The organism is Exiguobacterium undae DSM 14481 (assembly GCF_000620805.1).
GTDB lineage: Bacteria > Bacillota > Bacilli > Exiguobacteriales > Exiguobacteriaceae > Exiguobacterium_A > Exiguobacterium_A undae.
The window spans coordinates 1,759,958-1,780,504 of sequence record NZ_KK211187.1 but is presented as its reverse complement, the minus strand read 5'-3'; the positions used below and the strand labels follow the sequence as shown (position 1 = coordinate 1,780,504).

Annotated in this window: 25 protein-coding genes; 11 read left to right on the top strand and 14 right to left on the bottom strand. The window is 50.4% G+C overall.

Going from position 1 to position 20,547, the window contains the following annotated elements:
* Nucleotides 1–104 precede the first annotated feature (104 nt).
* Nucleotides 105–1,247 carry a GGDEF domain-containing protein gene (locus P397_RS0109900; RefSeq protein ID WP_028106412.1) on the top strand — a complete coding sequence of 381 codons (1,143 nt, stop codon included), beginning with the start codon at nt 105–107 and terminating at the stop codon, nt 1,245–1,247.
* A 75-nt stretch (nt 1,248–1,322) separates the two neighbouring features.
* On the opposite strand, the gene P397_RS0109895 is transcribed toward P397_RS0109900, so the two are convergent.
* The 3 genes from P397_RS0109895 to P397_RS0109885 form a co-directional block, all read right to left on the bottom strand.
* Entirely contained in the window at nt 1,323–1,520 is a 198-nt protein-coding gene (locus P397_RS0109895) for a hypothetical protein (RefSeq protein WP_028106411.1), read from the bottom strand.
* Between the two features lie 134 nt (nt 1,521–1,654).
* The gene (locus P397_RS0109890; protein ID WP_028106410.1) at nt 1,655–1,951 is read right to left on the bottom strand and encodes a hypothetical protein; all 297 of its coding nucleotides are present in this window, start codon (nt 1,949–1,951) and stop codon (nt 1,655–1,657) included.
* Between the two features lie 198 nt (nt 1,952–2,149).
* The gene (locus P397_RS0109885; protein ID WP_028106409.1) at nt 2,150–2,833 is read right to left on the bottom strand and encodes a hypothetical protein; all 684 of its coding nucleotides are present in this window, start codon (nt 2,831–2,833) and stop codon (nt 2,150–2,152) included.
* Between the two features lie 133 nt (nt 2,834–2,966).
* On the opposite strand from P397_RS0109885, the gene P397_RS0109880 reads away from it, so the two are divergent.
* Nucleotides 2,967–4,037 (top strand): threonine aldolase family protein, encoded by a 1,071-nt coding sequence (locus P397_RS0109880; RefSeq protein ID WP_028106408.1) that lies wholly within the window; start codon nt 2,967–2,969, stop codon nt 4,035–4,037.
* Here the strand turns inward: P397_RS0109880 and P397_RS0109875 are convergent.
* The gene (locus tag P397_RS0109875; protein WP_028106407.1) at nt 4,034–4,426 is read right to left on the bottom strand and encodes a MerR family transcriptional regulator; all 393 of its coding nucleotides are present in this window, start codon (nt 4,424–4,426) and stop codon (nt 4,034–4,036) included. The genes P397_RS0109880 and P397_RS0109875 overlap by 4 nt on opposite strands.
* A gap of 83 nt (nt 4,427–4,509) precedes the next feature.
* Here P397_RS0109875 and P397_RS0109870 point away from each other — a divergent pair, with 83 nt between their 5' ends.
* Nucleotides 4,510–5,265 carry an SDR family NAD(P)-dependent oxidoreductase gene (locus P397_RS0109870; protein ID WP_028106406.1) on the top strand — a complete coding sequence of 252 codons (756 nt, stop codon included), beginning with the start codon at nt 4,510–4,512 and terminating at the stop codon, nt 5,263–5,265.
* Between the two features lie 86 nt (nt 5,266–5,351).
* Here P397_RS0109870 and P397_RS0109865 read toward each other — a convergent pair whose 3' ends face one another.
* A complete protein-coding gene (locus P397_RS0109865) occupies nt 5,352–5,648 on the bottom strand; it encodes a hypothetical protein (RefSeq protein ID WP_235183973.1) in 297 nt (98 codons plus the stop codon).
* Between the two features lie 234 nt (nt 5,649–5,882).
* Here P397_RS0109865 and P397_RS0109860 point away from each other — a divergent pair, with 234 nt between their 5' ends.
* A complete protein-coding gene (locus P397_RS0109860) occupies nt 5,883–7,091 on the top strand; it encodes an MFS transporter (protein ID WP_028106404.1) in 1,209 nt (402 codons plus the stop codon).
* 302 nt (nt 7,092–7,393) lie between these two features.
* Here the strand turns inward: P397_RS0109860 and P397_RS0109850 are convergent, their stop codons facing one another.
* A complete protein-coding gene (locus P397_RS0109850) occupies nt 7,394–8,548 on the bottom strand; it encodes a globin domain-containing protein (protein ID WP_028106403.1) in 1,155 nt (384 codons plus the stop codon).
* 176 nt (nt 8,549–8,724) lie between these two features.
* On the bottom strand, nt 8,725–10,350 hold the full coding sequence (locus P397_RS0109845) for an ABC transporter substrate-binding protein (RefSeq protein ID WP_028106402.1): 1,626 nt from the start codon (nt 10,348–10,350) through the stop codon (nt 8,725–8,727).
* 102 nt (nt 10,351–10,452) lie between these two features.
* Between P397_RS0109845 and P397_RS0109840 the strand changes: the two genes are divergently transcribed.
* Nucleotides 10,453–11,688, top strand: a complete 1,236-nt coding sequence (locus P397_RS0109840; RefSeq protein WP_028106401.1) for an MDR family MFS transporter — start codon at nt 10,453–10,455, stop codon at nt 11,686–11,688.
* 20 nt (nt 11,689–11,708) lie between these two features.
* On the top strand, nt 11,709–12,266 hold the full coding sequence (locus tag P397_RS0109835) for a GNAT family N-acetyltransferase (RefSeq protein WP_028106400.1): 558 nt from the start codon (nt 11,709–11,711) through the stop codon (nt 12,264–12,266).
* 77 nt (nt 12,267–12,343) lie between these two features.
* Here P397_RS0109835 and P397_RS0109830 read toward each other — a convergent pair whose 3' ends face one another.
* The 5 genes from P397_RS0109830 to P397_RS0109810 are packed head-to-tail and all read right to left on the bottom strand — an operon-like array spanning nt 12,344 to nt 14,763.
* Nucleotides 12,344–12,586, bottom strand: coding sequence for a hypothetical protein (locus P397_RS0109830; protein WP_028106399.1), 243 nt, complete (start codon nt 12,584–12,586; stop codon nt 12,344–12,346).
* A 58-nt stretch (nt 12,587–12,644) separates the two neighbouring features.
* Nucleotides 12,645–12,818 (bottom strand): hypothetical protein, encoded by a 174-nt coding sequence (locus P397_RS17990; RefSeq protein WP_167331059.1) that lies wholly within the window; start codon nt 12,816–12,818, stop codon nt 12,645–12,647.
* A gap of 24 nt (nt 12,819–12,842) precedes the next feature.
* Nucleotides 12,843–13,652: an SMI1/KNR4 family protein gene (locus tag P397_RS0109820; protein ID WP_028106398.1), complete on the bottom strand. Its 810-nt coding sequence runs from the start codon at nt 13,650–13,652 to the stop codon at nt 12,843–12,845.
* Nucleotides 13,653–13,683: 31 nt separating this feature from the next.
* Nucleotides 13,684–14,439 carry an HAAS domain-containing protein gene (locus tag P397_RS0109815; RefSeq protein WP_028106397.1) on the bottom strand — a complete coding sequence of 252 codons (756 nt, stop codon included), beginning with the start codon at nt 14,437–14,439 and terminating at the stop codon, nt 13,684–13,686.
* On the bottom strand, nt 14,440–14,763 hold the full coding sequence (locus P397_RS0109810; protein ID WP_028106396.1) for a PadR family transcriptional regulator: 324 nt from the start codon (nt 14,761–14,763) through the stop codon (nt 14,440–14,442).
* Nucleotides 14,764–14,926: 163 nt separating this feature from the next.
* On the opposite strand from P397_RS0109810, the gene P397_RS0109805 reads away from it, so the two are divergent.
* The 4 genes from P397_RS0109805 (at nt 14,927) to P397_RS0109790 (ending at nt 18,134) form a co-directional block, all read left to right on the top strand.
* Nucleotides 14,927–15,694 carry a CPBP family intramembrane glutamic endopeptidase gene (locus P397_RS0109805; RefSeq protein ID WP_026833113.1) on the top strand — a complete coding sequence of 256 codons (768 nt, stop codon included), beginning with the start codon at nt 14,927–14,929 and terminating at the stop codon, nt 15,692–15,694.
* Between the two features lie 99 nt (nt 15,695–15,793).
* On the top strand, nt 15,794–16,468 hold the full coding sequence (locus P397_RS0109800) for a GntR family transcriptional regulator (RefSeq protein WP_028106395.1): 675 nt from the start codon (nt 15,794–15,796) through the stop codon (nt 16,466–16,468).
* Nucleotides 16,453–17,370 (top strand): DMT family transporter, encoded by a 918-nt coding sequence (locus tag P397_RS0109795; RefSeq protein ID WP_028106394.1) that lies wholly within the window; start codon nt 16,453–16,455, stop codon nt 17,368–17,370. The genes P397_RS0109800 and P397_RS0109795 overlap by 16 nt, the downstream gene beginning before the upstream one ends.
* 53 nt (nt 17,371–17,423) lie before the next feature.
* Complete coding sequence (locus P397_RS0109790; protein WP_026828470.1) at nt 17,424–18,134, top strand: DUF554 domain-containing protein; 711 nt, start codon at nt 17,424–17,426, stop codon at nt 18,132–18,134.
* A gap of 59 nt (nt 18,135–18,193) precedes the next feature.
* On the opposite strand, the gene P397_RS0109785 is transcribed toward P397_RS0109790, so the two are convergent.
* Both P397_RS0109785 and P397_RS0109780 read right to left on the bottom strand, forming a co-directional pair.
* Nucleotides 18,194–18,673, bottom strand: a complete 480-nt coding sequence (locus P397_RS0109785; protein WP_028106393.1) for an NUDIX hydrolase — start codon at nt 18,671–18,673, stop codon at nt 18,194–18,196.
* Nucleotides 18,674–18,686: 13 nt separating this feature from the next.
* Nucleotides 18,687–19,448, bottom strand: a complete 762-nt coding sequence (locus P397_RS0109780) for an arylamine N-acetyltransferase family protein (RefSeq protein ID WP_028106392.1) — start codon at nt 19,446–19,448, stop codon at nt 18,687–18,689.
* A gap of 170 nt (nt 19,449–19,618) precedes the next feature.
* Here P397_RS0109780 and P397_RS0109775 point away from each other — a divergent pair, with 170 nt between their 5' ends.
* Nucleotides 19,619–20,545 carry an ABC transporter substrate-binding protein gene (locus tag P397_RS0109775; RefSeq protein ID WP_028106391.1) on the top strand — a complete coding sequence of 309 codons (927 nt, stop codon included), beginning with the start codon at nt 19,619–19,621 and terminating at the stop codon, nt 20,543–20,545.
* Nucleotides 20,546–20,547 lie beyond the last annotated feature (2 nt).

The following is a 20,547-nucleotide window of genomic DNA, read 5'->3' as shown; positions in this document are numbered from 1 at the left end:
AGAGCGCTAATGGTTTGATCCCAAGATACCGATAATAAGGTAGCGTCCCGTATCGTCCATCAGAAAAAAACGAGGCGACGGAAAAGAAAGAGGTCAGACTGAACTTGAAATTATCGACGTTGCAACTATACCTGCTTCTGGCACTGTTTTCCTTAATGTTTACGAGTGTTTGGAGTTACAATTCCTTCCTGAAAATCGAACAAGAAAATGAACGTATCCTGACGGAAGCGATTCCGATCTCAAACGCAGCAGCTCGTTTGTTTCCATTGTTGCTGGACCAGGAATTGACGGTCCGGAGTTACCTGCTCGATCAAAATGACCAAACCTTCCAACAATTCAAAGATACAAATGCAGAACTCAAAGAAACGATTGCTAGGTTAAAAATGCTCGACCAACGCCATCCGATCATGAAACAGCTTTTAGCAGAAGAAGCCATCCCGTTGATTCAACGGACGGACGGCTTTTACGAACAACAAATTCGTTGGATTCGCGATAATCAAGTCGAGCGGGCGACATTGAAACGGTACAGCGGCATGGATTATGTCAATCAATTCCGGCCGATCAATGCAAAAATCCGGCAAGACATCGACAACATCATCAAAGAGGCGACGGATCGTTCGAAAGCGGCGTCCGCATCGGCGAAATGGGTCATCGTCATTGTCGTCAGCGTCGCCGTCCTACTGCTGTTTGCCTTCTTGCAGACGTTTCGATTGGAGCGGAGCAAACAGGCGTTGATTCACCGTTCGTTGCATGATGCGCTGACCGGTATTCCAAATCGCCGGGCGTTTGATGAACATCTCGAAACATCGTTTACTTCCGCGAAAGAGACGCAGACGGATGTCGCATTGATTTTAATTGATGTCGACGAATTTAAACGGTACAACGATACGTACGGTCATTTAAAAGGGGACTGGTGTCTGCAAAAAGTGGCCGGGACATTAAAAAAACATGCCGGTGATTTTGGATTAGTCTCACGCTATGGTGGTGAAGAATTTGCCGTCATCCTAACGGAACAAGCCGACCAAGCGTCACATGTCGCGGAACGAATTCGCAGTGAGATCCTCCAATTGAACATTGAGCATGCCACCTACCAACCGTTGTGCCGTGTCAGTGTCAGCATTGGTCTCGCAGTTGTCCAGCCGACCGAGCGGATGCAGGAAGGGGATTTGATTGTCCTCGCCGATCAAGCATTATACCGGGCGAAGTCAAGCGGGCGGAATCAAATTTCGAGTCACGAAGCCAGTTGAAATACTACAAAAAAAGCATTCGAAAAGGCCGTTCCTGAATAAGGGACGGCCTTTTGTCGAGTGGACGAGACAGAATCAACGTTCTTGCTGTTCCATTCGCTTGCGGAGGATGGTGACGGAAACAGCGAAGCAGATAAAAGTTAGAAGTGAACCAAGAATGATCAGCTTCAGTGTGGTGGAGATTGGAGGGTCAAATAAAAACGCGACGGAGACAATCATGACGGCGCCGGTTATCCCCATCCCAAGGATCAAAAATGCAATCAGTTTATTCATTGAGTCACCTCATTTATGTAGTCATTTCAAATACTAAAAAACTCCCTTTAAAAGCAGATCGTCGTGTTTCTCAACATCTCTGCTTTTGAAGGGAGAAGCTCTTGTGTTGAAGGGACAAGCGCTTTTTTAAGGAATCATTGCAAAATCACACAGTATGAATGATCGGAAATCAATGGTGCGGAAATGACGAATACGGTTGTGACGGGCGTACCGCCGACTTTGGCATCCAGTTGATTCAATTGGGAACGAATCTTTCGACTTAGGACATAACGGGTTTCCGTACTCAGCTCATCCATTTCTTCATCATGTACATGTAATAGGAGTTGAAACGGTTCGAGTGAGAAAATAGAAAAGTCACAGTCGATTCGAGGGTCTTGGAATTTTTCGTTCAAACCATTCTTGATGAAATATGCTTCTTGCGCTGTAATCATCTCGTTTCGCCTCGCTCTCTCACAAAAACAGTTCAAAAAATTATAAGATGTTACTTAACCATATAGTCTATATTACCCAGTTTTTTTGAAAAATATCAGTTATTTCTGAAAAACAGTCCGAATTCTGGATTTTTAGGAAATCCTTATCTGGAACGACACAAAACCGCCTTGTTCTAAAAGAAGCTTAATCAAACAAGCTTATTTCGAACAGACGGTCTGAGAAGCGAGACGACGCAAAAAATCTTCGGTCGTCTGTTTAAAAAATGTCAGTTGATGCAGGGGGATTGATCCTCGTTCGCTGTAGCGGACTTCAAGGTAGTGGGGGCTGACGGGAGACGGAAATTCAATCCGGTCGAACCATTCTGTCATCGTCTCCTGTTCCCGTCGTTGCAACGCGACAGGCAGGCGGCGGTTAAATAACAAGACGTGTTGTCGGATGTCTTCCGCCGGTAAATCATGATCCGGATAATGAATGACCTGAACCCGGCTGGTGGAAAAAGCAAGCGACGCGAAATGGTTTGGGCGAACAACTTTTATGTAGTAGACAAGAAGGACACAGGACAAAAGCGCCAATAGGATGAAGATGAATGGATAAGGCGGTGCAACGATCAACGAGTCAAAGCCGGTTCGGAGAAGGGCAGGTTCAGGCTCAGTTGAGACGACCTCGACAATCGGGTCGAGACGGATGGTGAGCGGATCAGACGGGAGCGGTAAATCGGCCATCGTATCACCGCATCGCGACGTACAGGAACTGTCGGTCTTACTGTCGAACAGGGAGATAAAGGTGTTCATCAATCGTGGAACAAACGATTTGATCACTAACAGGACGAGTAGCGTCAAGGAAAGGAACAATCCGAGTTTCAGTCGGACGGAAGTCAGCATGGGGTCACCTCTTTAATAACATGAAATGCAAGCCGTAAATCGAGTCTGCCCTGAGTATAGCAAATCCCACACATCATCGTTCTTGTTTTTTCAAAAATTAGTCATTATTTCCTAAAAAACTGGAGGGTATGAGATGAATAACCTACGCGAGACGTTTCAACAGACAACAGGACAAATCAGCGGACACGGTAAACGGAATGCCGGCGTCTTAAAAACAGCATTTTTAGATGTCTCGGACGATTTACCGAGTGATCAATATGGAACAGGATCGGTCATTCAGCCGTTTGAGCAAAAATTGGCGGCAACCCTCGGCAAGGAAGACGCAGTCTTTTTCCCGAGCGGGACGATGGCACAGCAAATCGCCTTACGGATCTGGTCGGACGAGACGAGCAACCGGACCGTCGCCTATCATCCGCTCTGTCATCTTGAGATTCATGAACAAAACGGGTTAAAGGAACTCCATCCGATGGACACGCTTCTTGTCGGAGCGGTCAATCGTTTGATGACACTGGATGAAATCAAAGCCCTGCCGGAAATCGCCTGTTTGTTGCTTGAACTGCCGCAACGGGAAATCGGCGGCGTCGCGCCGGCATTTGCCGAGCTCGAAGCGATCAGCCGGCATTGCCGGGAACAGAACATCCGGTTGCATCTCGACGGAGCACGGTTGTTCGAGATGTTACCGTATTATGAAAAGACGGCAGCCGAAATTGCTGCCTTATTCGACAGCGTCTATATCTCGTTTTATAAGGGACTCGGTGGAATCGCCGGAGCGATTCTCGCGGGACCAGCAGCCTTTTGTCAGACGGCACGGATTTGGAAACGGCGCTACGGCGGCGACTTGATCAGTCTGTATCCGTATATCGTCTCCGCCGATTACTATTATGAGTTACGTAAAGACCGAATGGCGGATTATTATGCCGATGCGACACAACTGGCCGAGCGGTTGAATGCCGTGTCCGGTATTCATACGACGCCGGAAGTGCCCGTCTCGAACATGTTCCATCTGCATTTTGCGGGAGGGGTGGATGAGGTGACAGAAAAGCTGACGAAGATCCAGGAGGCGACCGGAATCGGTCTGACCGGTTACATCGTCGCAAAAGACGGGTATTGTTCAACAGAAATCAGTCTGGGCGACGCATACCGCGCACTGGATCCTGACAGACTCAATACGGTATTTCAGCAATTGGAGCACGCGTTTACTTAAGGAGACCGGACCGGGTCCGTCGAAACGGATGGATGGAGTCGTCGATAGGCGGCGATTTTGTCGGTGATCATCTGTTCCGTCTGTTTCAGTTCTTGGAGTTGCGCCCGGACGGTCTGTTGATGGGCTTCGAGAAGCCGAAGCCGGTCGTTGGTCGTATCGTGTTCATCGGACGAGCTGAGAAACAAGTCGACATACTGACGGATCTGCTCGATCGGCATATGGGTCGCCCGCAGGCGTAAGACAAACCGGAGCCAAGTAAGTTGAGTCTCGTCATAGCGTCGGACGCCGTTTGCCGTCCGGCTCGGGAACAGCAACCCCTCTTTTTCGTAATACCGGATCGTATGGGCCGTCGTCTGTGTCAACCGGCTGATTTCAGAGATCGTATACATGTCGTATCACCTTTCTTGCTTGACTTAGAGTTCACTTTAACGTGTAAGGTTTTACTATACCAAACAGAAATGGGGAATTACAGATGAAATACACAGTCATTACAGGTGCCAGCTCAGGAATCGGGTACGAAACAGCGAAAGTGCTCGCGCAAAAAGGAAAATCGCTTGTGCTCGTCGCCCGCCGGACGGATGAACTCGAAAAATTACGCGATGAAGTCAAAGCACTTGCACCGGACAGTGATGTCATCTTGCGGTCCGTCGATTTAACGGAATCAGCCAATGTCCATGACTTGTATGAGTCATTAAAAGACCTCGATATCGAGACGTGGATCAACAACGCCGGATTCGGTGATTTTGACAACGTCAAGGACGTGTCGGTCTCAAAAATCGAGAAGATGCTCCGCCTGAACATCGAAGCGTTGACGGTCTTAACGAGCCGGTACGTGCACGATTACCACAATGTCGATGGAACGACCGTTTTAAACGTCTCGTCCGGCGGCGGCTACCGGATCGTCCCGAACGCCGTCACGTATTGCGCGACGAAATTCTATGTCAGTGCCTACACGGAAGGACTGGCGCAGGAACTTAAAAATTCCGGGGCAAAATTGCGGGCAAAAGTGTTGGCACCTGCCGCAACGGAAACCGAATTCGCCGACCGGTCGCGGGGCGAAGCCGGATTCGATTACAGCAAACATGTCGCGAAGTATCATACAGCGGCGGAGATGGCCGGATTCCTTGACCAGTTGCTCGACAGTGACGCGATTGTCGGCATCGTCAACGCGGAAGATTATTCGTTTGAATTGCGCGGACCACTCTTTACCTATGTGGGTGCGAACTGATCCAACCAAAAAACCCCCAGCCTCCACATGATGTGGGGCTGGGGGTTTGTCGTCTGTCCGATTCAATCCGACGGGTGGAGGGTTTGTCAGATGAGTGGCATAGCAAACGTCGACAACAGACTGACGACTAAAAACAGCGCGTAGCTGAAAAATGTAGTTTTGGCGCTACCATCGGTCCGGTTTCCAAGAATGGAAAAAAGACTGATCGCGCAGACCGTAAGAACGGATAATAATAGCGATTGATGGGAATCAGTGGACGGCACCAACGACTGCGCCAAATGAGCGAGTCCAAGCGGCAAGACGATCAATAAAAAGTAATAGCCGAGCCGGGCTTCCGATGGATGGTCCGTCGATTCGTGATGGGAAACTGTTCGTGTATGCATTCTCATGGCTCTTCACTTCCTTCTGTTTTCAGTATAGAGGAGTTCGATGTCATTCTTCGTTACAGTCCGATGAGAAGTCGATAACAGTTGCGTCTGGAATATGACGAAGAGATGTCGTTGAAATCCAATTTTGTAAAGAACGGAAATCCATCTGGTTGTGTTATGTAAAAAAGTGTAAAATGGGAGCAGGTAAAAAATGACTGAACAGCTGATGGATATGAAGGAGGAGACCACATGCCACGCCTGTTTCGTTATTTTTATGCATCCGATTTAATTGCCGTCGTCGGCGCGAGCATTTCGTATATTGCGATTTACTGGACCTGTGCCCAGTTGTTGTCGCCTTCCGCCTTGTCCTTGTTGATCGGTGCGGTCTTTTTGATTCGGTTCGTCAGTTCCAGTTTGGTCGGACCGTGGATCGACCGGGTGGAGCCGGTCCGCTTGCTGAAAGGAACCGTCCTGGTTCGCTTTTTATTGCTCGGAGCCGTCTGGTTCATCTTGACACAAACCGAGGCGACGCTCTTGCCATTGCTCGGATTACTTGCCGTTCAGACGTTTTTACAAGTCATCGGCGGCAATACGGCATTTAAGGTCGTGACGCGGATCGTCGAAGCGGAACAGTTACCGGTCGCCAACGCGTACTTAAGCACACTGGACCGGATGGGAACGCTCGCCGGACTGCTCGCGGGTGGTCTGTTGATTGCCGAGTTTTCCATTGAGATGATATTAGGAATGGAAGCGATCCTGCACGTTATTGCCTGGTTATTGTTATTTCCCTTACCGTCGACAGCGACGGATGAAAACAAGACCACAGCGAAGACGACGTACTGGAGCGACTTGCAACAAGGATTTTCTTATTTACGCCAAGATGCCCGGTTGATGCGGTTACTCCTGTTCGGCTTCGTCGCCAATTGGATGATCACGCCGTTGAATGCCTTGCTCGCCCCTTTTGCGAAAGACATTTTGAAGGGGGGAGCGAATACGTTTTCGCTGCTCGAACTGGCCCTTGTCATCGGCGGCATCGCCATGTCACTTCTGTACGCCCGTTTCGCGGACCGACTCGACTTGACGCAGATGTTCCAGCTGTCGACCGTCCTGCAAGGCGTTTTTATGTTGGCAATTGGACTGACGACGACGTTGCCGCTGGCCTTCAGCGGGATGCTGTTGCTCGGCATGGCTCTGAGTCTGTTCGGGATTCCGTTCTCGACGTTATTACAACAGACGACACCGGACGGCTTGCTCGGCCGGATCCGTTCGGCGATGGTTGCCGCGTCAACGCTTTGCTCGGCGATCTGCTTCGGATTATCCGCGTATTTGACGACGGTGTTTGCGATCGATACGGTCTTCGTATTGTTTTCCGGGACCGGCTTACTGGTTGCGTTCTGGTTGATTCGTTTACAGCGTACCGCACCGGACGTGGAGGCGCGACGGGACGAAGTTGGATGAGAAATCCGCCTTCAGGCGGAGGGCAGGTTGGAACAGGAAGGCTATACTAATAAAAACGCTTACAGAGGAGACGGTGCGAGATGGACGGATTGACGATGCTTGCTTTGATGTTTTTAATTCCGATCGGCGGAATGACAATCCTGTTAAACGTGTTATGGAGACGGATTACACCGGAATTAGAAAAATAATCATTTACGTAGGACGGCTTCGAAGAGGAGCAATCTATGGTAAACAAAAAACGAATGAGCCTGCACTCAAGAAACGTGCAGGCTCGTTCGTTTTTTTGTGGAGTCAGATACCCGTCAAGAAACAACGGTCGGCGCTTTGAGCGCAAGGCTTGGTCCAAACACTTCGAAGTGCAGGTTATCCGGATGACCGCTAAAGTGTTGACGGACGAACTGGATCATCGCTTGCGGACCGCAGACAAATGTTTCGGCCGTGTGGTCAATCGCTGTCAGATCGTCGCGGGTTAACCGTCCGGTCCGGGTCCCGGGGAGTGTGTTGTGTTCGGCATAACGGACGATCGTCGCCCCTTGTTTTTCGAGCCGTGCCAACCGTTCCGCAAACGGTCGGTCACGATCATCTTGGACCGCGACGTAGAGAGTCGTTTGGCGTCCTGTCGCGAGAGCGGCTTCTGCCATCGCCAGCAGTGGCGTTACACCAATTCCGCCGGCAAGTCCGACGAACGGCGTTGTGTCGTCCGGTAAGGTGAATGAACCGGCCGGGGCACTGAGCAAAACACGGTCGCCGACGGACAGTTCATGCAGTTGCTTCGAGACCGATCCGTCCTGTTTGACGGCAATCGCATACGATTTTCCGTCAGCACGTTTAGTCAGGCTGTACTGACGGTTTTGCCAGAGACCGTCCGGTGCCTGGAGGCGGAGCGTGACGTATTGACCGGCACGGTAGGGAGGTAAAGTCCGTCCATCTGCCGGTCGTAACATAAACGACTTGATGTCGCTGGACTCGATCGTGACCGTTTCCAGGACAAACGGTTGATAGCCTTCAAAGGCGATTGCCTGTTCATCCCGGGCGTACAATTCGGCTTCGAGTGAAATGAACAGATTGGCGATTTCACCGTATCCAATTGTCCAGGCCTCGATGATATCGGGCGTTGCGGCGTCACCGAGGACGTCTTGAATCGCCCCGATCAATTCCGCACCGACGATGTCATACATAAACGGCTTGATCTGCAGGCTGCGGTGTTTATGCAGGACCGGTAATAAGACCGGTTTCAATTCGTCGAGCCGATCGATATGGGCAGCGGCCGCATAGACAGCCGTCGCCAAAGCTTGTGACTGCCGGTCGTTTTTTTGATTGGACTGATTGAAGATCTGTTTCATTTCCGGATGATTTTCAAACAATCGTTGATAGAAGACACGGGTGATTGTCTGACCGTGTTCAGCAAGAACAGGGACGGTGGATTGGATGATCGTGATTGTGGATGACGTTAACATATCGACACTTCCTTTTCAGCAGGGTGTAAGTTCAAGCGGTTCGTGTTCAGTATCATCCTGACATGCTTTAAAAGCAATAAATAAAATACTAGATTAAAAGTGTTCGTGACGATTGTCACAAACGTGCCATCAATTCGTCAAAAAGCCGACAAAAAACCTCCGACGGCAGTCGAAGGTCAAGATGAGATCCACAGTTTGGAAAAGTCAAAGTAGCCAAACGAGTCGATCGTGATATTTTGCAATTCGATCGGGAACGGGATGATCCGTGTATCATCGTAGAGCGGAATGAAATAAGACGAGTCAATCAAGTATCGTTCCACCGTCTGATGGAGAGTCAGCCAGTCCTCAAACGGTGTTTCGTCGTATTGTGTTATCCATGCCTCGAGTTCCGGCATCCGACCAAACATCTTCATGGGCGGTGAAAAATCATTTGTCAGAAATTGATGGAAGGCGACCGGCAAGTTCCGTTCGAACACCTCGGCGTGGATCGCGAGATCAATCGTGTCAAAAGCGTGAAAGTCGGTGATGCTCTCCTTAAACCCGACCGGGACCAGCTCATACGGTATGCCGTGAACTTCGAGGGTTTCGCATAACCAACGGGTTACTTTGTCCGTGAAGTCGGTCAGTTTGATCCGGAGCGGCTGGTCAAACGAAACGGCCGGACCGGTCGGTGGCGGATAAACGGAACTGTACTGTTCAAGAAATCCCCGGTCATTCGGAAAACCCCGCTCGCTAACAGACTGAATCCCCGGTCGGATCGAAGCGATCAAGCGGTGTATGTAGTGGCGGGCGTCCGGTTGTTCGAACGGTCCGCCGGGACGCGGGTTCAAAAAAACGAGACCGAAGCCGGACTGGGTCGCAATCGTATCCGTCTCACCGGAGTCCGACCGCGATGTCCGGTAAACCGGATCGTAGGCGTCCGGCATCTGAATGAACTCGATCCGGTCGAGCAGGGCCCGGATACCGAAATAGTTCGGAAACGCCGACAAAATCGTTTTTTTATTGTTATTTTGCGTCAATTGAAAGGCACCCGTCCCAATGTTGTCTTTACTGATGCTCGTATGAATCGTCGCCAGTTTCGGCAACAGGGAATGCCGGCGCTGATCGAGCGTCACATCGACCTGGTACGGTCCATTCGATTGAATCCGCAACACATGCCGGTACGACCGGGCGTACGCCGGATAGGCGATGAGCTTGCGCAGGCTTTTCGTGACGTCTTTGCTCGTCAACAGCGAACCGTCGTGAAACCGGACATCTTTGCGTAAGTAGAGTGATAACGTAGACCCGTTCCAGGCATAATGATGTGCCAGTTCGCCCTGGAGTTTACCGTCCGCGTCGATGGCAAACAACCGGCTGAAGACATTTTGGACGAGGTGGGCACTGTGAATGTCGGCGGCTTCGAGCGGATCCGTCGTCAAAAACGGTCGATTCCGCGGAATCAGCAGGGCATCCGACGATTCCTGCGTATAGCCGAACTTGCGCTCAAGTTGCCGCATGAAGCGACCGGTTTGAGCGGGTGACCAGTCCCAGCTGAGTTCGTCCGTCACGGCGTCGACCGACTCCCGTTCGATTCGCTCCAGCATCTGTTTCGCGTATTCCCGTTCGACGTGACGCAGCCAGACGAGTGCCGTCAGATGTCCGCGGCCCCGACCGCTCGTATAGTGCAACCATCCTTCTTCCTGCCAACGGTTCAAATACCGTTTCGTTTGTTTGGGACTTAAATGGACCGTGTCGGCCAATTCGGCAATCGAGTACGATCCTTCCCGGCAGGATTTCCATAAGGTGAACAGATAAGCGTCCATCTCATTCCTCCATTCTAAAAGGGGACATCTTTTCTTGACGATGTCCATTTTTTAGTCGCTGTGTCTTGTTTATCATACAGGTAGAGAATGGAAGGTGACAATATGAAATGGAAAGAAATGCCTCAACCAATTAAAGTAAGACTTGTAACGTCGTTTTTTAACCGGACGATTTCGTTCGCCATCATGCCGTTCATGGCCCTGTTATTTGTTCAAGCGTACAACAAAGTATTTGCCGGCGTCTTTTTGATCGGGACAGTGATTATCAGCTTCCTGATCGGTTTGATTGGCGGCTACCTCGCCGATCGGTTTCCCCGCAAACGCCTGCTCGTCTTGTCGACGACGGCGACCGGATTGATGTTTTTGGTGATGACGATCAGTCTCGCCAGCGATCAGATGCTGCTCTTTACGATCGCCTACGCCATTTTCACCGTGACGAGCAACATCGGTCGACCGGCGATGAGTGCGATCATCATTGACGCGACGACACCGGAAAACCGGCGGGCCGTCTATGCGATCGATTACTGGTTGATCAACCTGTCGATTGCCCTCGGGACGGCGCTAGGCGGTTGGCTCTATGTCAGCAACCGGCTGTTTTTATTCAGCCTGTTGACGTGTACCTCCCTGCTGTTACCGGTTGCCTATCATTTTTTGCTCGACGAATCGAAACACGTCTGGCAGAAACAACCGCTTCGACACGTATTCCGCGATCTCGGGAAAAGTTATCAGATTGCCTGGCGTGACCGACCGTTCGTTAAAGTCGTCTTTGGTTCGATGTGTATTCTCGCCGCTGAGTTTTCGATGGGCAGTTACGTCGCCGTCCGTTTAGCGGACGAATTTGATACCGTCACGATCGGCGATTTGACCGTCAATGGTGTCCGGATGCTCAGTTTGATCAATATCGAAAATACGATTCTCGTCGTTTGTCTGACGTTTTTCATCCAGCGGTTTTCGAACCGTTTCTCGAACAAACAGGCGCTTGTCGGCGGACTTGTCTTGTACATCATCGGTTACGCCACGGTGACGAGTGCCAATTCCCTGACGCTGCTCTTGACATTCATCTTCATTGCGACGATCGGGGAGTTGCTTTATTCACCGACACTGAACGCGGAAAAAGCCAACATGATGCCGGCCGATCAACGCGGCGCCTATTCGGCCTTTGCCGGCACGTCACACGCCGGTGCCGATTTATTGTCCCGCTCGACGCTCATCCTCGGAGCGGTGCTCGCTCCGTTCATGATGAGTGTCTACATCGGACTGATCGTGTGTCTCGGACTCGGTCTGGTCTACCTCGGCTTGTTCCGGAACGAAAAAATCGCTGAAAAACAGCAGGCTTCATAAAAAGGGAAGGGGATAGAAACATGGACATCATTGAAACGGAGCGGCACCGGTTACGGCGCTGGCAGGAAAGTGACGCTGCCAGTCTGTATGCTTATGCGAAAGATCCGCGTGTCGGACCAAACGCCGGCTGGGCACAGCATGCGTCGCTTGCTGAAAGTCAGGACGTCATTACGATTTTTCAAGAGGCGAACGACGGCTATGCGATCGTCGACAAGGCGACGGGACAAATCATCGGCAGCTTCGGTTTTCATGACCGTCGTCCGGTCGAGGCGCTGGCCGACTTGAAGCAGGTCGAGTTCGGATTTGTTCTTCACCCGGACTACTGGGGGCAGGGACGGATGCCGGAAATCGTCCGGACCGCCCTCGCAGTGGCATTTGAGACGATGGAGGTCGATCTTGTCTGGTGTGCGCATTTTGACTTTAATGCCCCGTCACGCCGGGTCATCGAAAAACTGGGATTTGAACATGTGTTGGACCGACCGTTCGTCATGGAACGGATTGACGGGCGGACCGTGACGAGCCGGCTGTACCGCTGGACACGGGAACGGCATGAAGCGCAGTCGAACGGCATCCGGTAAAACAGTACAAGACGTCCTTCTCGAAAGAGGGACGTCTTGTTTTTGGAAAAATCGTTGGAAAGGAAGCAGGCGTCCCGTCACCGTCTTTTACGGACCCTGTCTCTAAAGAACAACAGGCTTACGGACAGACTGATGATTGTAGCAAGGACACTTTTAATCAGAGCGTGACGCGTCAGACCGTCCATCACGATTCCATTAAATTTTTGAGCGAAAGTTGCTTCCGGAACCCAGTCGATGACAGACCCGATGCCTAAGAATGCAGGAACGCTCAGCAAAAGATAGACGCTGATGAAGCCGAGGAGAAACGTTTTAATCTTCATACTGAAGCACCTCAATTCCTGTCGTGTTGTGAAGACAGTTCTTCACAACAGACGGCTGTCATGACTGGACAAGCGCAATGATTAAAAGAATCGTAGAGATTGATCCGGCGGTCAATAAGGTCAGCATTTTGGGACGGTTAAAATCTTGAGATGATTTAGATACTTCTTTTGACAGGCTGATCCAAATGGTCAGAGAAGCGATAATGATTAAAAACAAAAAGGTTTCAGACATGATGTAGACCTCCCGGAATGAATATTAATCTTCAGCGCGTAACCAGTTGATGTAAACATTTAAATCGGAATCAACTCCTTTTGATTCCAGGAGTCTTGCCAACTGTTCATTGGAAACGTAAACGCCCGCCCCTGTGTTTAACACTAAATTCGTCATATTTTGGGCGAAGAAGTCAAGGAGGTCTGGATCCGTCGTCGTGTTAATCCATTTCATCATTTCGTGGACTAACCGTTCTTGTTCCAAACCAATCGTCATCCAATTGTTGAATGCATACAAGACAGTATCAATATCCTCACTTTGAATAGAAAGATTAATTTCTTCCATCGACGGATAACTGGCATAAAACGCCTCTAAATCAAGTGGTTCTAAGTCTGGTTCTTGAATCATCCATCGGGACAGAAAATCTTGAAAGGTTGGAGCCACTTCGCGGGTGGATTCATCGGAAGTGTCAAGGTACCACACGGACGGATTGTTATCCTGTTGATCAAAGTTTAAGTAGTAAATATAGGTTCCTTCACCATCACCGATCGTGACATGTTTACCTGTGATGCCCCATTCCGGCAAAACAAGTTTAGTTGACTCGGTGAACGAGTCGTAGCTGAGACCTTCGAGGTACCGAATGGGTAAGTAACTGGGTTCTCTAGGTTCCGACCATGTATTTTCAAAATCTACCGAAACAGCGTTATACAAGAGACAACCCCCGTTTTGCTTTCTTAATACGCTGAGAAAACTTTCAGGAAATGTGATCTGCAGTTCGTGTTCGATTTGTTGGATGTCCCGTTCTGACAAAGGCGCGAGAATGCCATAATCGTCTTCTTGATCCCAAATATTCAATGTGCCATCTCCGATCTGTGTAGTAAACGATTCAAGTTTGATTCGTTTTTTTGGATGTTGTTTCGTAAAAAAACAGCGCGGTCATTAAAACAGTAGCACAAACATAGCCGACGCCGACAGCGGATAAAGCGGACCAATTAAGCTGATAACGTAGGAAAAATTGCGGCAACAGATAAGCCAACAGCCCAAGCGGCAAGACCCAGGTCTTCGCCCGGTATGCACTGTATCCGATGAGGAGGAAGGCGCTGAGACCAACGATCGAACTGGTCAACCAGGAAAAGTGGATCGTCGGTGACGTGATCTGCGGATCAGTTAAAAACAGTCCCATCAGCAACAAGAAAATCACGCCCGTGGACAGACCAAACAACAGGATTGGGCGTTTCGAAGAGGTGTGCGTCGCGCTGTAGCGTAAACATCTACTCAAAACGATCAGCAAAGAACTGATCAAGACGGTGAAGCCGACTAAAAAGTACAGACTGTAGGACAGCGGACCGTCGAGCAAGTCTTGAAACAACAGAAAACTGAAGACGCCTGCGAGAATTTGAAGCAGCAGCCAAACCGATTCGCGGTAATCGGTCGTCATCTCTGAGGCGATCGATTGAATATAGGCGGCCGGACTGTCACCGGTGATGGCCGCAACCGACTTACCGTCCGCCTCGGCTTCCTGTAAATGATCCTCGAGTTCGGTAACGATGTCTTGCGTCGCCTGTTCGTTTTTTCCGGAGGCGAGCAAGTAGAGTGTTAAATCTTCTAGAAACCGTCTTGATTCGTCGGATAACGTCTGCATTCAGGAGTCCTCCTTTAAAATATGCTGGACGCTCGCCGCCAGTTGTTGCCAGCGCGTCGTGAACGCTGCCAGTTCCTCGCGACCGTCCGGAGTGACGGTATAATACTTTCGTTTTGGTCCGCTCGGTGAGACCCGTTGCGTCGCTTCGATCCAACCCAGTTTTTGCATCCGCATCAACAACGGATAGATCGTCCCTTCACTGACGTCGGCAAAACCGTGGGCGGCGAGTTTTGTTGCCAGTTCATAACCGTATACTTCTTCCTCGGCAATCAAGGCGAGGAGACAACCGTCAAGAATGCCTTTTAACATTTGGGTGGATGACATCGCGATTCCCCGTTTCACTATCATGTAATACAAGGTAATTGTACGTCATGCTATCATGCATTGCAAGGTAATGGGGAAAGTCAGGATTATGTTTGACGGGAACGAGGTAAATTAAGAATAAAAGGAGCGGAAAACCAGTCACTCATGTAAGGAGGAGACAAAGGTGGAAAAACGGACGATCATCATCTCGGCAGCCGTCGTCTTTTTGATCATGGCGCTTGTCATGGCCGTCTCGGCATTTGGGTTCGGCATCTACTACGGGGATCCGGAATTGTTGCGGATTGCGATTTTTGGTGAAATCTTGACCGCCGTCTTTTTAGTCTGGTTCATCCGTCGCAACAGTTCGTTTGCAGCCGTTGGTTTCTCCCCGTTAAAAATCCGGGGACTCGTCTGGTACATTCCGATTTTGTTAATCGTGCTGTATCAAGTCGTGCTCGTCGTCAATGCGTTGGTTGCTTCCTATGATGACCTGTCCGCAGCAACGATTCAGCTCGTCGCCATCATCTTCGTGACGACCTTGTTCGTCGGCTTTAACGAAGAAGTGTTATTCCGCGGCATCATCTTACGCCATCTCCATCCGGAGCAACACCCGTACCGGGCGATTGTCATCAGTGCCGCCTTGTTCTCGTCGTTTCATCTCTTGAATTTGATTGCTTTCATTCCGGTAAGTGCGATGATTTTTCAACTCGGCAATACGTTTTTGTTCGGATTATTTTTTGCCTTGATTGCACTGAAACTCAACAATCTGTGGCCGTTGATCTTTTTCCACGCCTTATGGGATTTTTCAAGTATCGCCGCGGATGTTCTGAACGTGAATCTCGCAATCCCGAATCTCGTGACGCAAGTGTTTGTTGCCTTGGCGATTCTGATTCAGCTGTTGCTGCTCAAGCGACATGATCTCAGTCATTTGAAACGACCGCTTGCGACATAAGAAACAGAGCACGCCTTTAGAAAGCAACCGATTTTGGTTGCTTCATTTTTTTGGAAAAAAGACTGTACAGTTAGAATTGATATGTAATATATTAGTTATATGAAAAATCAACCGATTCCACGACTTTCGTTAAGTGAAGAAGTGTACCAACGACTGCAACAGCAAATCATCACCTTAACACTCGCACCGGGGCAAAAGCTGAACGATCAGGAGCTGGCCGAAGCATTCGGGGTCAGCCGGACACCGGTCCGCGAAGCGTTAAAGAAATTAGAGGAGGAGGGACTCGTCGTCGCGAAACGCGGGTCACGGACAAACGTCACCCGGTTGGACGCAACGCAAGCCCGGCAGACGTTTCCGATCGTCGCGACACTGCATGCATTAGCGGCACGTCTTGCATTGCCGTTACTAAAAGCAGCAGATATCGAACAGTTAAGAGACATCCATCAGGCGTTTCAGGAAGCGATCATGCAAGACGATGCCGAAGCCGCACTGCGGCTGGACGATGCCTTTCATGGGCTGTTTCTGACGCGGAGTCAAAACGGTCAACTGAGCGAGACGTTGAACCGGCTGACACCGCTGATCCGCCGGTTGGAGTATGCCCAGTTTTCTAGGCACGGGCACGACTCGATGGCCGATCACGAGGCGATTCTGGCGGCTTGCGAGAAGCGGGACGCAGAAGCACTCGTCCGGACGACGGAACAAAATTGGAACGGTCTCGGACGACATCTGGTCGCGGCCTTAGAGGAGGAGGAGACGTCATGCGACCAATCGTGATTGGCATCCTGTCAGCCCTGTTTTTCGCCGTCACCTTCATCTTGAATCAATCGATGCAAGGGAGCGGGGGGCACTGGATTTACAGCGCCGCCTTACGGTTTTACTTGATGGTGCCATTATTATTTGTAATTGTCGGCTACCGGCACCGCCTTGGTCGTGTCTGGTCGGCGCTCCGGGCAGCACCCCGGTTTTGGCTGACGTACAGTACGATCGGCTTTGGCATTTTTTACAGCGGGATTTGTCTCGCGGCGGACTACGCACCGGGCTGGTTGATTGCCGGCACCTGGCAAGTGACGATTCTGGCCGGACCGTTGCTTGCGCCACTGTTCAAGCAAACGATTCCTTGGGCGTCGCTCCGCTATTCGCTGTTGATCGTTGCCGGTGTCCTGCTGATGCAACTGTCGGTTGCGGGTGAGGTGTCGGTGACGACGCTGGTTCTTGGGATCGTGCCGGTGATTCTGGCTGCGGTTGCCTATCCGCTCGGCAACCGGAAGATGATGGAACGGTACGGCGATGAACTTGGTGTATTTGACCGGATTCTCGGGATGACACTTGCCAGTCTGCCGTTCTGGTTGGTCCTGTCGGGTTTGGCTTACCTGCAGGTGGGTCTGCCATCGGCGTCACAAGTCGGACAGTCGGGACTGGTCGCGCTGTTTTCCGGCGTGATTGCGACATCACTGTTTTTTTATGCGACGACGCTTGTCCGGACCGAACCGATCCGGTTGGCGGCAGTCGAAGCGACGCAGTCGTTTGAGATCTTATTCACGATTCTCGGTGAGATGGTCTTTTTACATGCCGTCTTTCCGACCGGACTGGCATTGATCGGGATGCTCCTCGTCATGCTCGGGATGACCATCCATAGTCTGAAGCAGGCAGAGCAAAAGCCAGTTCCAAACCATTAATTATTTCAATTACCATATTATTTTAGAATTTTATCAGAAAGAGAGGGCACAGTATGGTCTTAACCGGAACACTCGTCAATACAGGATTAATCATTGTCGGAACATTACTTGGCTTGTTGTTCCATAAAATTCCCGAACGGATGAAAGAAACCGTCGTTCAAGCGATTGGTCTCGCCGTCGTCGTGCTGGGTGTCCAAATGGGGCTGAAAAGCGAAAACTTTTTAATCGTCATCGGCAGTCTCGTCTTAGGCGGAGCAATCGGCGAATGGTTGCGGATTGACGAAAAACTCAATCGGGTCGGTGAATGGCTTGAACTCAAAATCGGACGGGGGCGACCGTCGAACATCGCCGAAGGATTTGTCACGGCGACACTGATCTTCGTCATCGGGGCGATGGGCGTGCTCGGAGCACTGGACGGCGGTTTGCGCCAAGATCATGATGTTCTCTATACCAAAGGACTGATTGACGGCTTCACGGCACTGGTCCTCAGTTCGACGCTCGGGATCGGCGTCATATTCTCCGCCATTCCGGTACTTGTGTATCAAGGGGCGATTGCCCTCGGCGCCGTCGCCATCACCCAATTCGTTCCGGATGCCATCCTGCAACAGTTCATCGTCGAGATGACAGCGACGGGTGGGGTGATGATTTTAGCAATCGGCTTAAATCTCGCCGGCATCACGAAAATCCGGGTCGCAAATCTCCTGCCTGGTATCGTGATGGTCGCTTTGATCGTAACTGGCTTGGAATGGTTTGGTTTGAACTAAAAAAAGACGTCCAATTGCTTTATTGACAGCTGTTGTCAGTAAACAATTGGACGTTTTTTTTAATTGATAACCTGTTCGAGTGGCGAAATCTGATGATCCAGCAGCTGATGACCGGCGTAATCAAACGTATGCAGCATCGGTGACGGTTCTGTCAAAACGTACGGCAAATACGCTTTGAGATTGCTGATGACGCCGGTATTTTCCGGAGCAAGAATCCAGTCGAGCTGTTTCCAGTCAAGAATGCCTTCACGGGTCGCAAGCGGCGTTGTGAGCATCTGTTCATCCGGCATGTCAGCCAGAAACAGGTAGATCCCGACCGTCTCATCCGCCTGTAAGAGGATCGTTCCGGCGAACCGGACATCAGTCAAGCGGATACCGGTCTCTTCAAAGGTTTCCCGGATGACCGACTCCGCCGGCGATTCACCGGATTCGATTTTTCCGCCGACTCCGTTCCACATGCCCATCGCCGGCTGTTTTTGACGGTTCAGCAACAAGACGTGATCAGCCTTGCGAATCAAACAAAGCGTATATCGGTACAAGGTCATCACTCCTTCAAAAAAATTCGTGTTTCCAGGCAACGTACTGGTCGTCCGAGGTGACCGGTTGGATGGTCTTTTGGCCATCGGTCCAGATCGTCAATGCTTGTTGCGTCAGGATGCGGTGTCCGGAGGGTGTCCGGATTGCGAGCAGACTGCGTTTGTTGAACGGGGACGCCGGATGGTCCTGGATGACTTGTTCGATAGACGACAGTTGTTCCGGCAAAACGGTCTGTTGCGTGTAGAAGTGGTAGCCGATGACAAATTCGTCGTCCTGACCGGTCCGCAACATCTCGAGTTGATAGCCGGCACCATTCGGCGCAATCCGGAAGCTGCCGCTTGGTGAGGTGACCGTTTCGCCAGTCAACGGAATCGGACGTAATGCGAGATTAACGCCAAAGCCGGTGTCGACAACGTACGTGTCCCCTTGATGTCGGAGCAGGACAGCGACGTGTGTCGGACCGGTCGCAGACCAGCTGTCATTTTCCTGATCGAAGACGGTTGCTTTGACGAGCGCGACATCAAATCCTTTAATCCGCAAGATTTCATAAAGCAGATGATTTAAATCGTAACAGACGCCTCCAGTCCGATCCGTCACGAATGTCTGCTCGAGACGATCCGGATTAAACGGAGCAGTCCGTTTCGTCAACACTGCTTGGTTATCAAACGGAAGATGATAAGCAAATGCTTCAAGTAACGCGGGTAAATCGTCAAACGAGATGATATGTCCGAGCGGATACTTGATCCGGGCGGCAATCTCTTTTATGAGTGATGACAACGGAAATTCCTCCTTTGTTTCGTCTTTTCATTATCGCACAGTCCGTCCAAAAAATGACATATGTTATCCGGAAATAAGATTTGGTCTTTTGTTTCGAATAAATCTTTGTTATGCTGAAACAGGATTAATTAAGAATGATTCTCATTCCGAACTCAAAGGGAGGCATTACCATGTCACGTACACGCACATCATGGGCATTAGCCGTCTTGATGGTCAGTTGTCTGATGCTTGCGGCATGCGCCGGACAAGCGAAAGAAGAGACGAAACAGACGCATAAAGTCACGCACGAAGCGGGGACAACAAACGTTCCGGACAATCTGAAACGCGTCGTCGCCCTGGAATTCTCATTCGTCGACGCGCTTGACGAACTGGGCATCGAACCAGTTGGCATTGCGCAAGAAAACAAAGACGATGTGTCAGGGCTGCTCGGCAAGAAGATTTCCTTTACGGAAGTCGGAACACGCCAGCAACCGAATCTCGAAGTCATCAGTTCTCTGAAACCGGACTTGATCATCGGTGACTTCAACCGGCATAAAGGAATCTACAAACAGTTGCAGCAAATCGCACCGACGATCATTTTAAAGAGCCGGAACGCGACCTATCAGGAAAACATCGCGTCGTTTAAGAGCATCGCGGAAGCGGTCGGTCAGACGGACAAGATGGACCAACGTCTCCAGTTACACGAGGAGCGTCTCGCAACAGCCAAACAAAAAGTCGATCCGAACGATCAACGCCAGATCATGGTTGGTGTCTTCCGGTCGGATTCGTTGACGGCACACGGTGAAACATCGTTTGACGGCGAATTGCTCGAAAAAATGGGGATCGACAATGCCATCACGAAAACAGCGGAACCAACCGTGACGATCACACTGGAACAGATCGTCAAATGGGATCCGGATGTCATCTTCATGGCAGAAGCCGATCCGAAGCTGCTCGATGAGTGGAAAAAGAATCCGCTGTGGAATCAGATCACAGCCGTTAAAACAGGGGAAGTCTACGAAGTCAATCGGGACTTATGGACCCGTTACCGTGGACTCGACGCCGCGGAACAAATCGTCGATGAAGCGATTCAACTGCTGAATCAAAAAAACAAGTAAAC

What these genes read in the sequence shown, in the direction of transcription:
- P397_RS0109895 (WP_028106411.1), bottom strand. Translation starts at nt 1,520, where the DNA reads ATGAATAAACTGATTGCATTTTTGATCCTTGGGATGGGGATAACCGGC.
- P397_RS0109890 (WP_028106410.1), bottom strand. Translation starts at nt 1,951, where the DNA reads ATGATTACAGCGCAAGAAGCATATTTCATCAAGAATGGTTTGAACGAA.
- P397_RS0109885 (WP_028106409.1), bottom strand. Translation starts at nt 2,833, where the DNA reads ATGCTGACTTCCGTCCGACTGAAACTCGGATTGTTCCTTTCCTTGACG.
- P397_RS0109880 (WP_028106408.1), top strand. Translation starts at nt 2,967, where the DNA reads ATGAATAACCTACGCGAGACGTTTCAACAGACAACAGGACAAATCAGC.
- P397_RS0109875 (WP_028106407.1), bottom strand. Translation starts at nt 4,426, where the DNA reads ATGTATACGATCTCTGAAATCAGCCGGTTGACACAGACGACGGCCCAT.
- P397_RS0109870 (WP_028106406.1), top strand. Translation starts at nt 4,510, where the DNA reads ATGAAATACACAGTCATTACAGGTGCCAGCTCAGGAATCGGGTACGAA.
- P397_RS0109865 (WP_235183973.1), bottom strand. Translation starts at nt 5,648, where the DNA reads ATGCATACACGAACAGTTTCCCATCACGAATCGACGGACCATCCATCG.
- P397_RS0109860 (WP_028106404.1), top strand. Translation starts at nt 5,883, where the DNA reads ATGCCACGCCTGTTTCGTTATTTTTATGCATCCGATTTAATTGCCGTC.
- P397_RS0109850 (WP_028106403.1), bottom strand. Translation starts at nt 8,548, where the DNA reads ATGTTAACGTCATCCACAATCACGATCATCCAATCCACCGTCCCTGTT.
- P397_RS0109845 (WP_028106402.1), bottom strand. Translation starts at nt 10,350, where the DNA reads ATGGACGCTTATCTGTTCACCTTATGGAAATCCTGCCGGGAAGGATCG.
- P397_RS0109840 (WP_028106401.1), top strand. Translation starts at nt 10,453, where the DNA reads ATGAAATGGAAAGAAATGCCTCAACCAATTAAAGTAAGACTTGTAACG.
- P397_RS0109835 (WP_028106400.1), top strand. Translation starts at nt 11,709, where the DNA reads ATGGACATCATTGAAACGGAGCGGCACCGGTTACGGCGCTGGCAGGAA.
- P397_RS0109830 (WP_028106399.1), bottom strand. Translation starts at nt 12,586, where the DNA reads ATGAAGATTAAAACGTTTCTCCTCGGCTTCATCAGCGTCTATCTTTTG.
- P397_RS17990 (WP_167331059.1), bottom strand. Translation starts at nt 12,818, where the DNA reads ATGTCTGAAACCTTTTTGTTTTTAATCATTATCGCTTCTCTGACCATT.
- P397_RS0109815 (WP_028106397.1), bottom strand. Translation starts at nt 14,439, where the DNA reads ATGCAGACGTTATCCGACGAATCAAGACGGTTTCTAGAAGATTTAACA.
- P397_RS0109810 (WP_028106396.1), bottom strand. Translation starts at nt 14,763, where the DNA reads ATGTCATCCACCCAAATGTTAAAAGGCATTCTTGACGGTTGTCTCCTC.
- P397_RS0109800 (WP_028106395.1), top strand. Translation starts at nt 15,794, where the DNA reads ATGAAAAATCAACCGATTCCACGACTTTCGTTAAGTGAAGAAGTGTAC.
- P397_RS0109795 (WP_028106394.1), top strand. Translation starts at nt 16,453, where the DNA reads ATGCGACCAATCGTGATTGGCATCCTGTCAGCCCTGTTTTTCGCCGTC.
- P397_RS0109790 (WP_026828470.1), top strand. Translation starts at nt 17,424, where the DNA reads ATGGTCTTAACCGGAACACTCGTCAATACAGGATTAATCATTGTCGGA.
- P397_RS0109775 (WP_028106391.1), top strand. Translation starts at nt 19,619, where the DNA reads ATGTCACGTACACGCACATCATGGGCATTAGCCGTCTTGATGGTCAGT.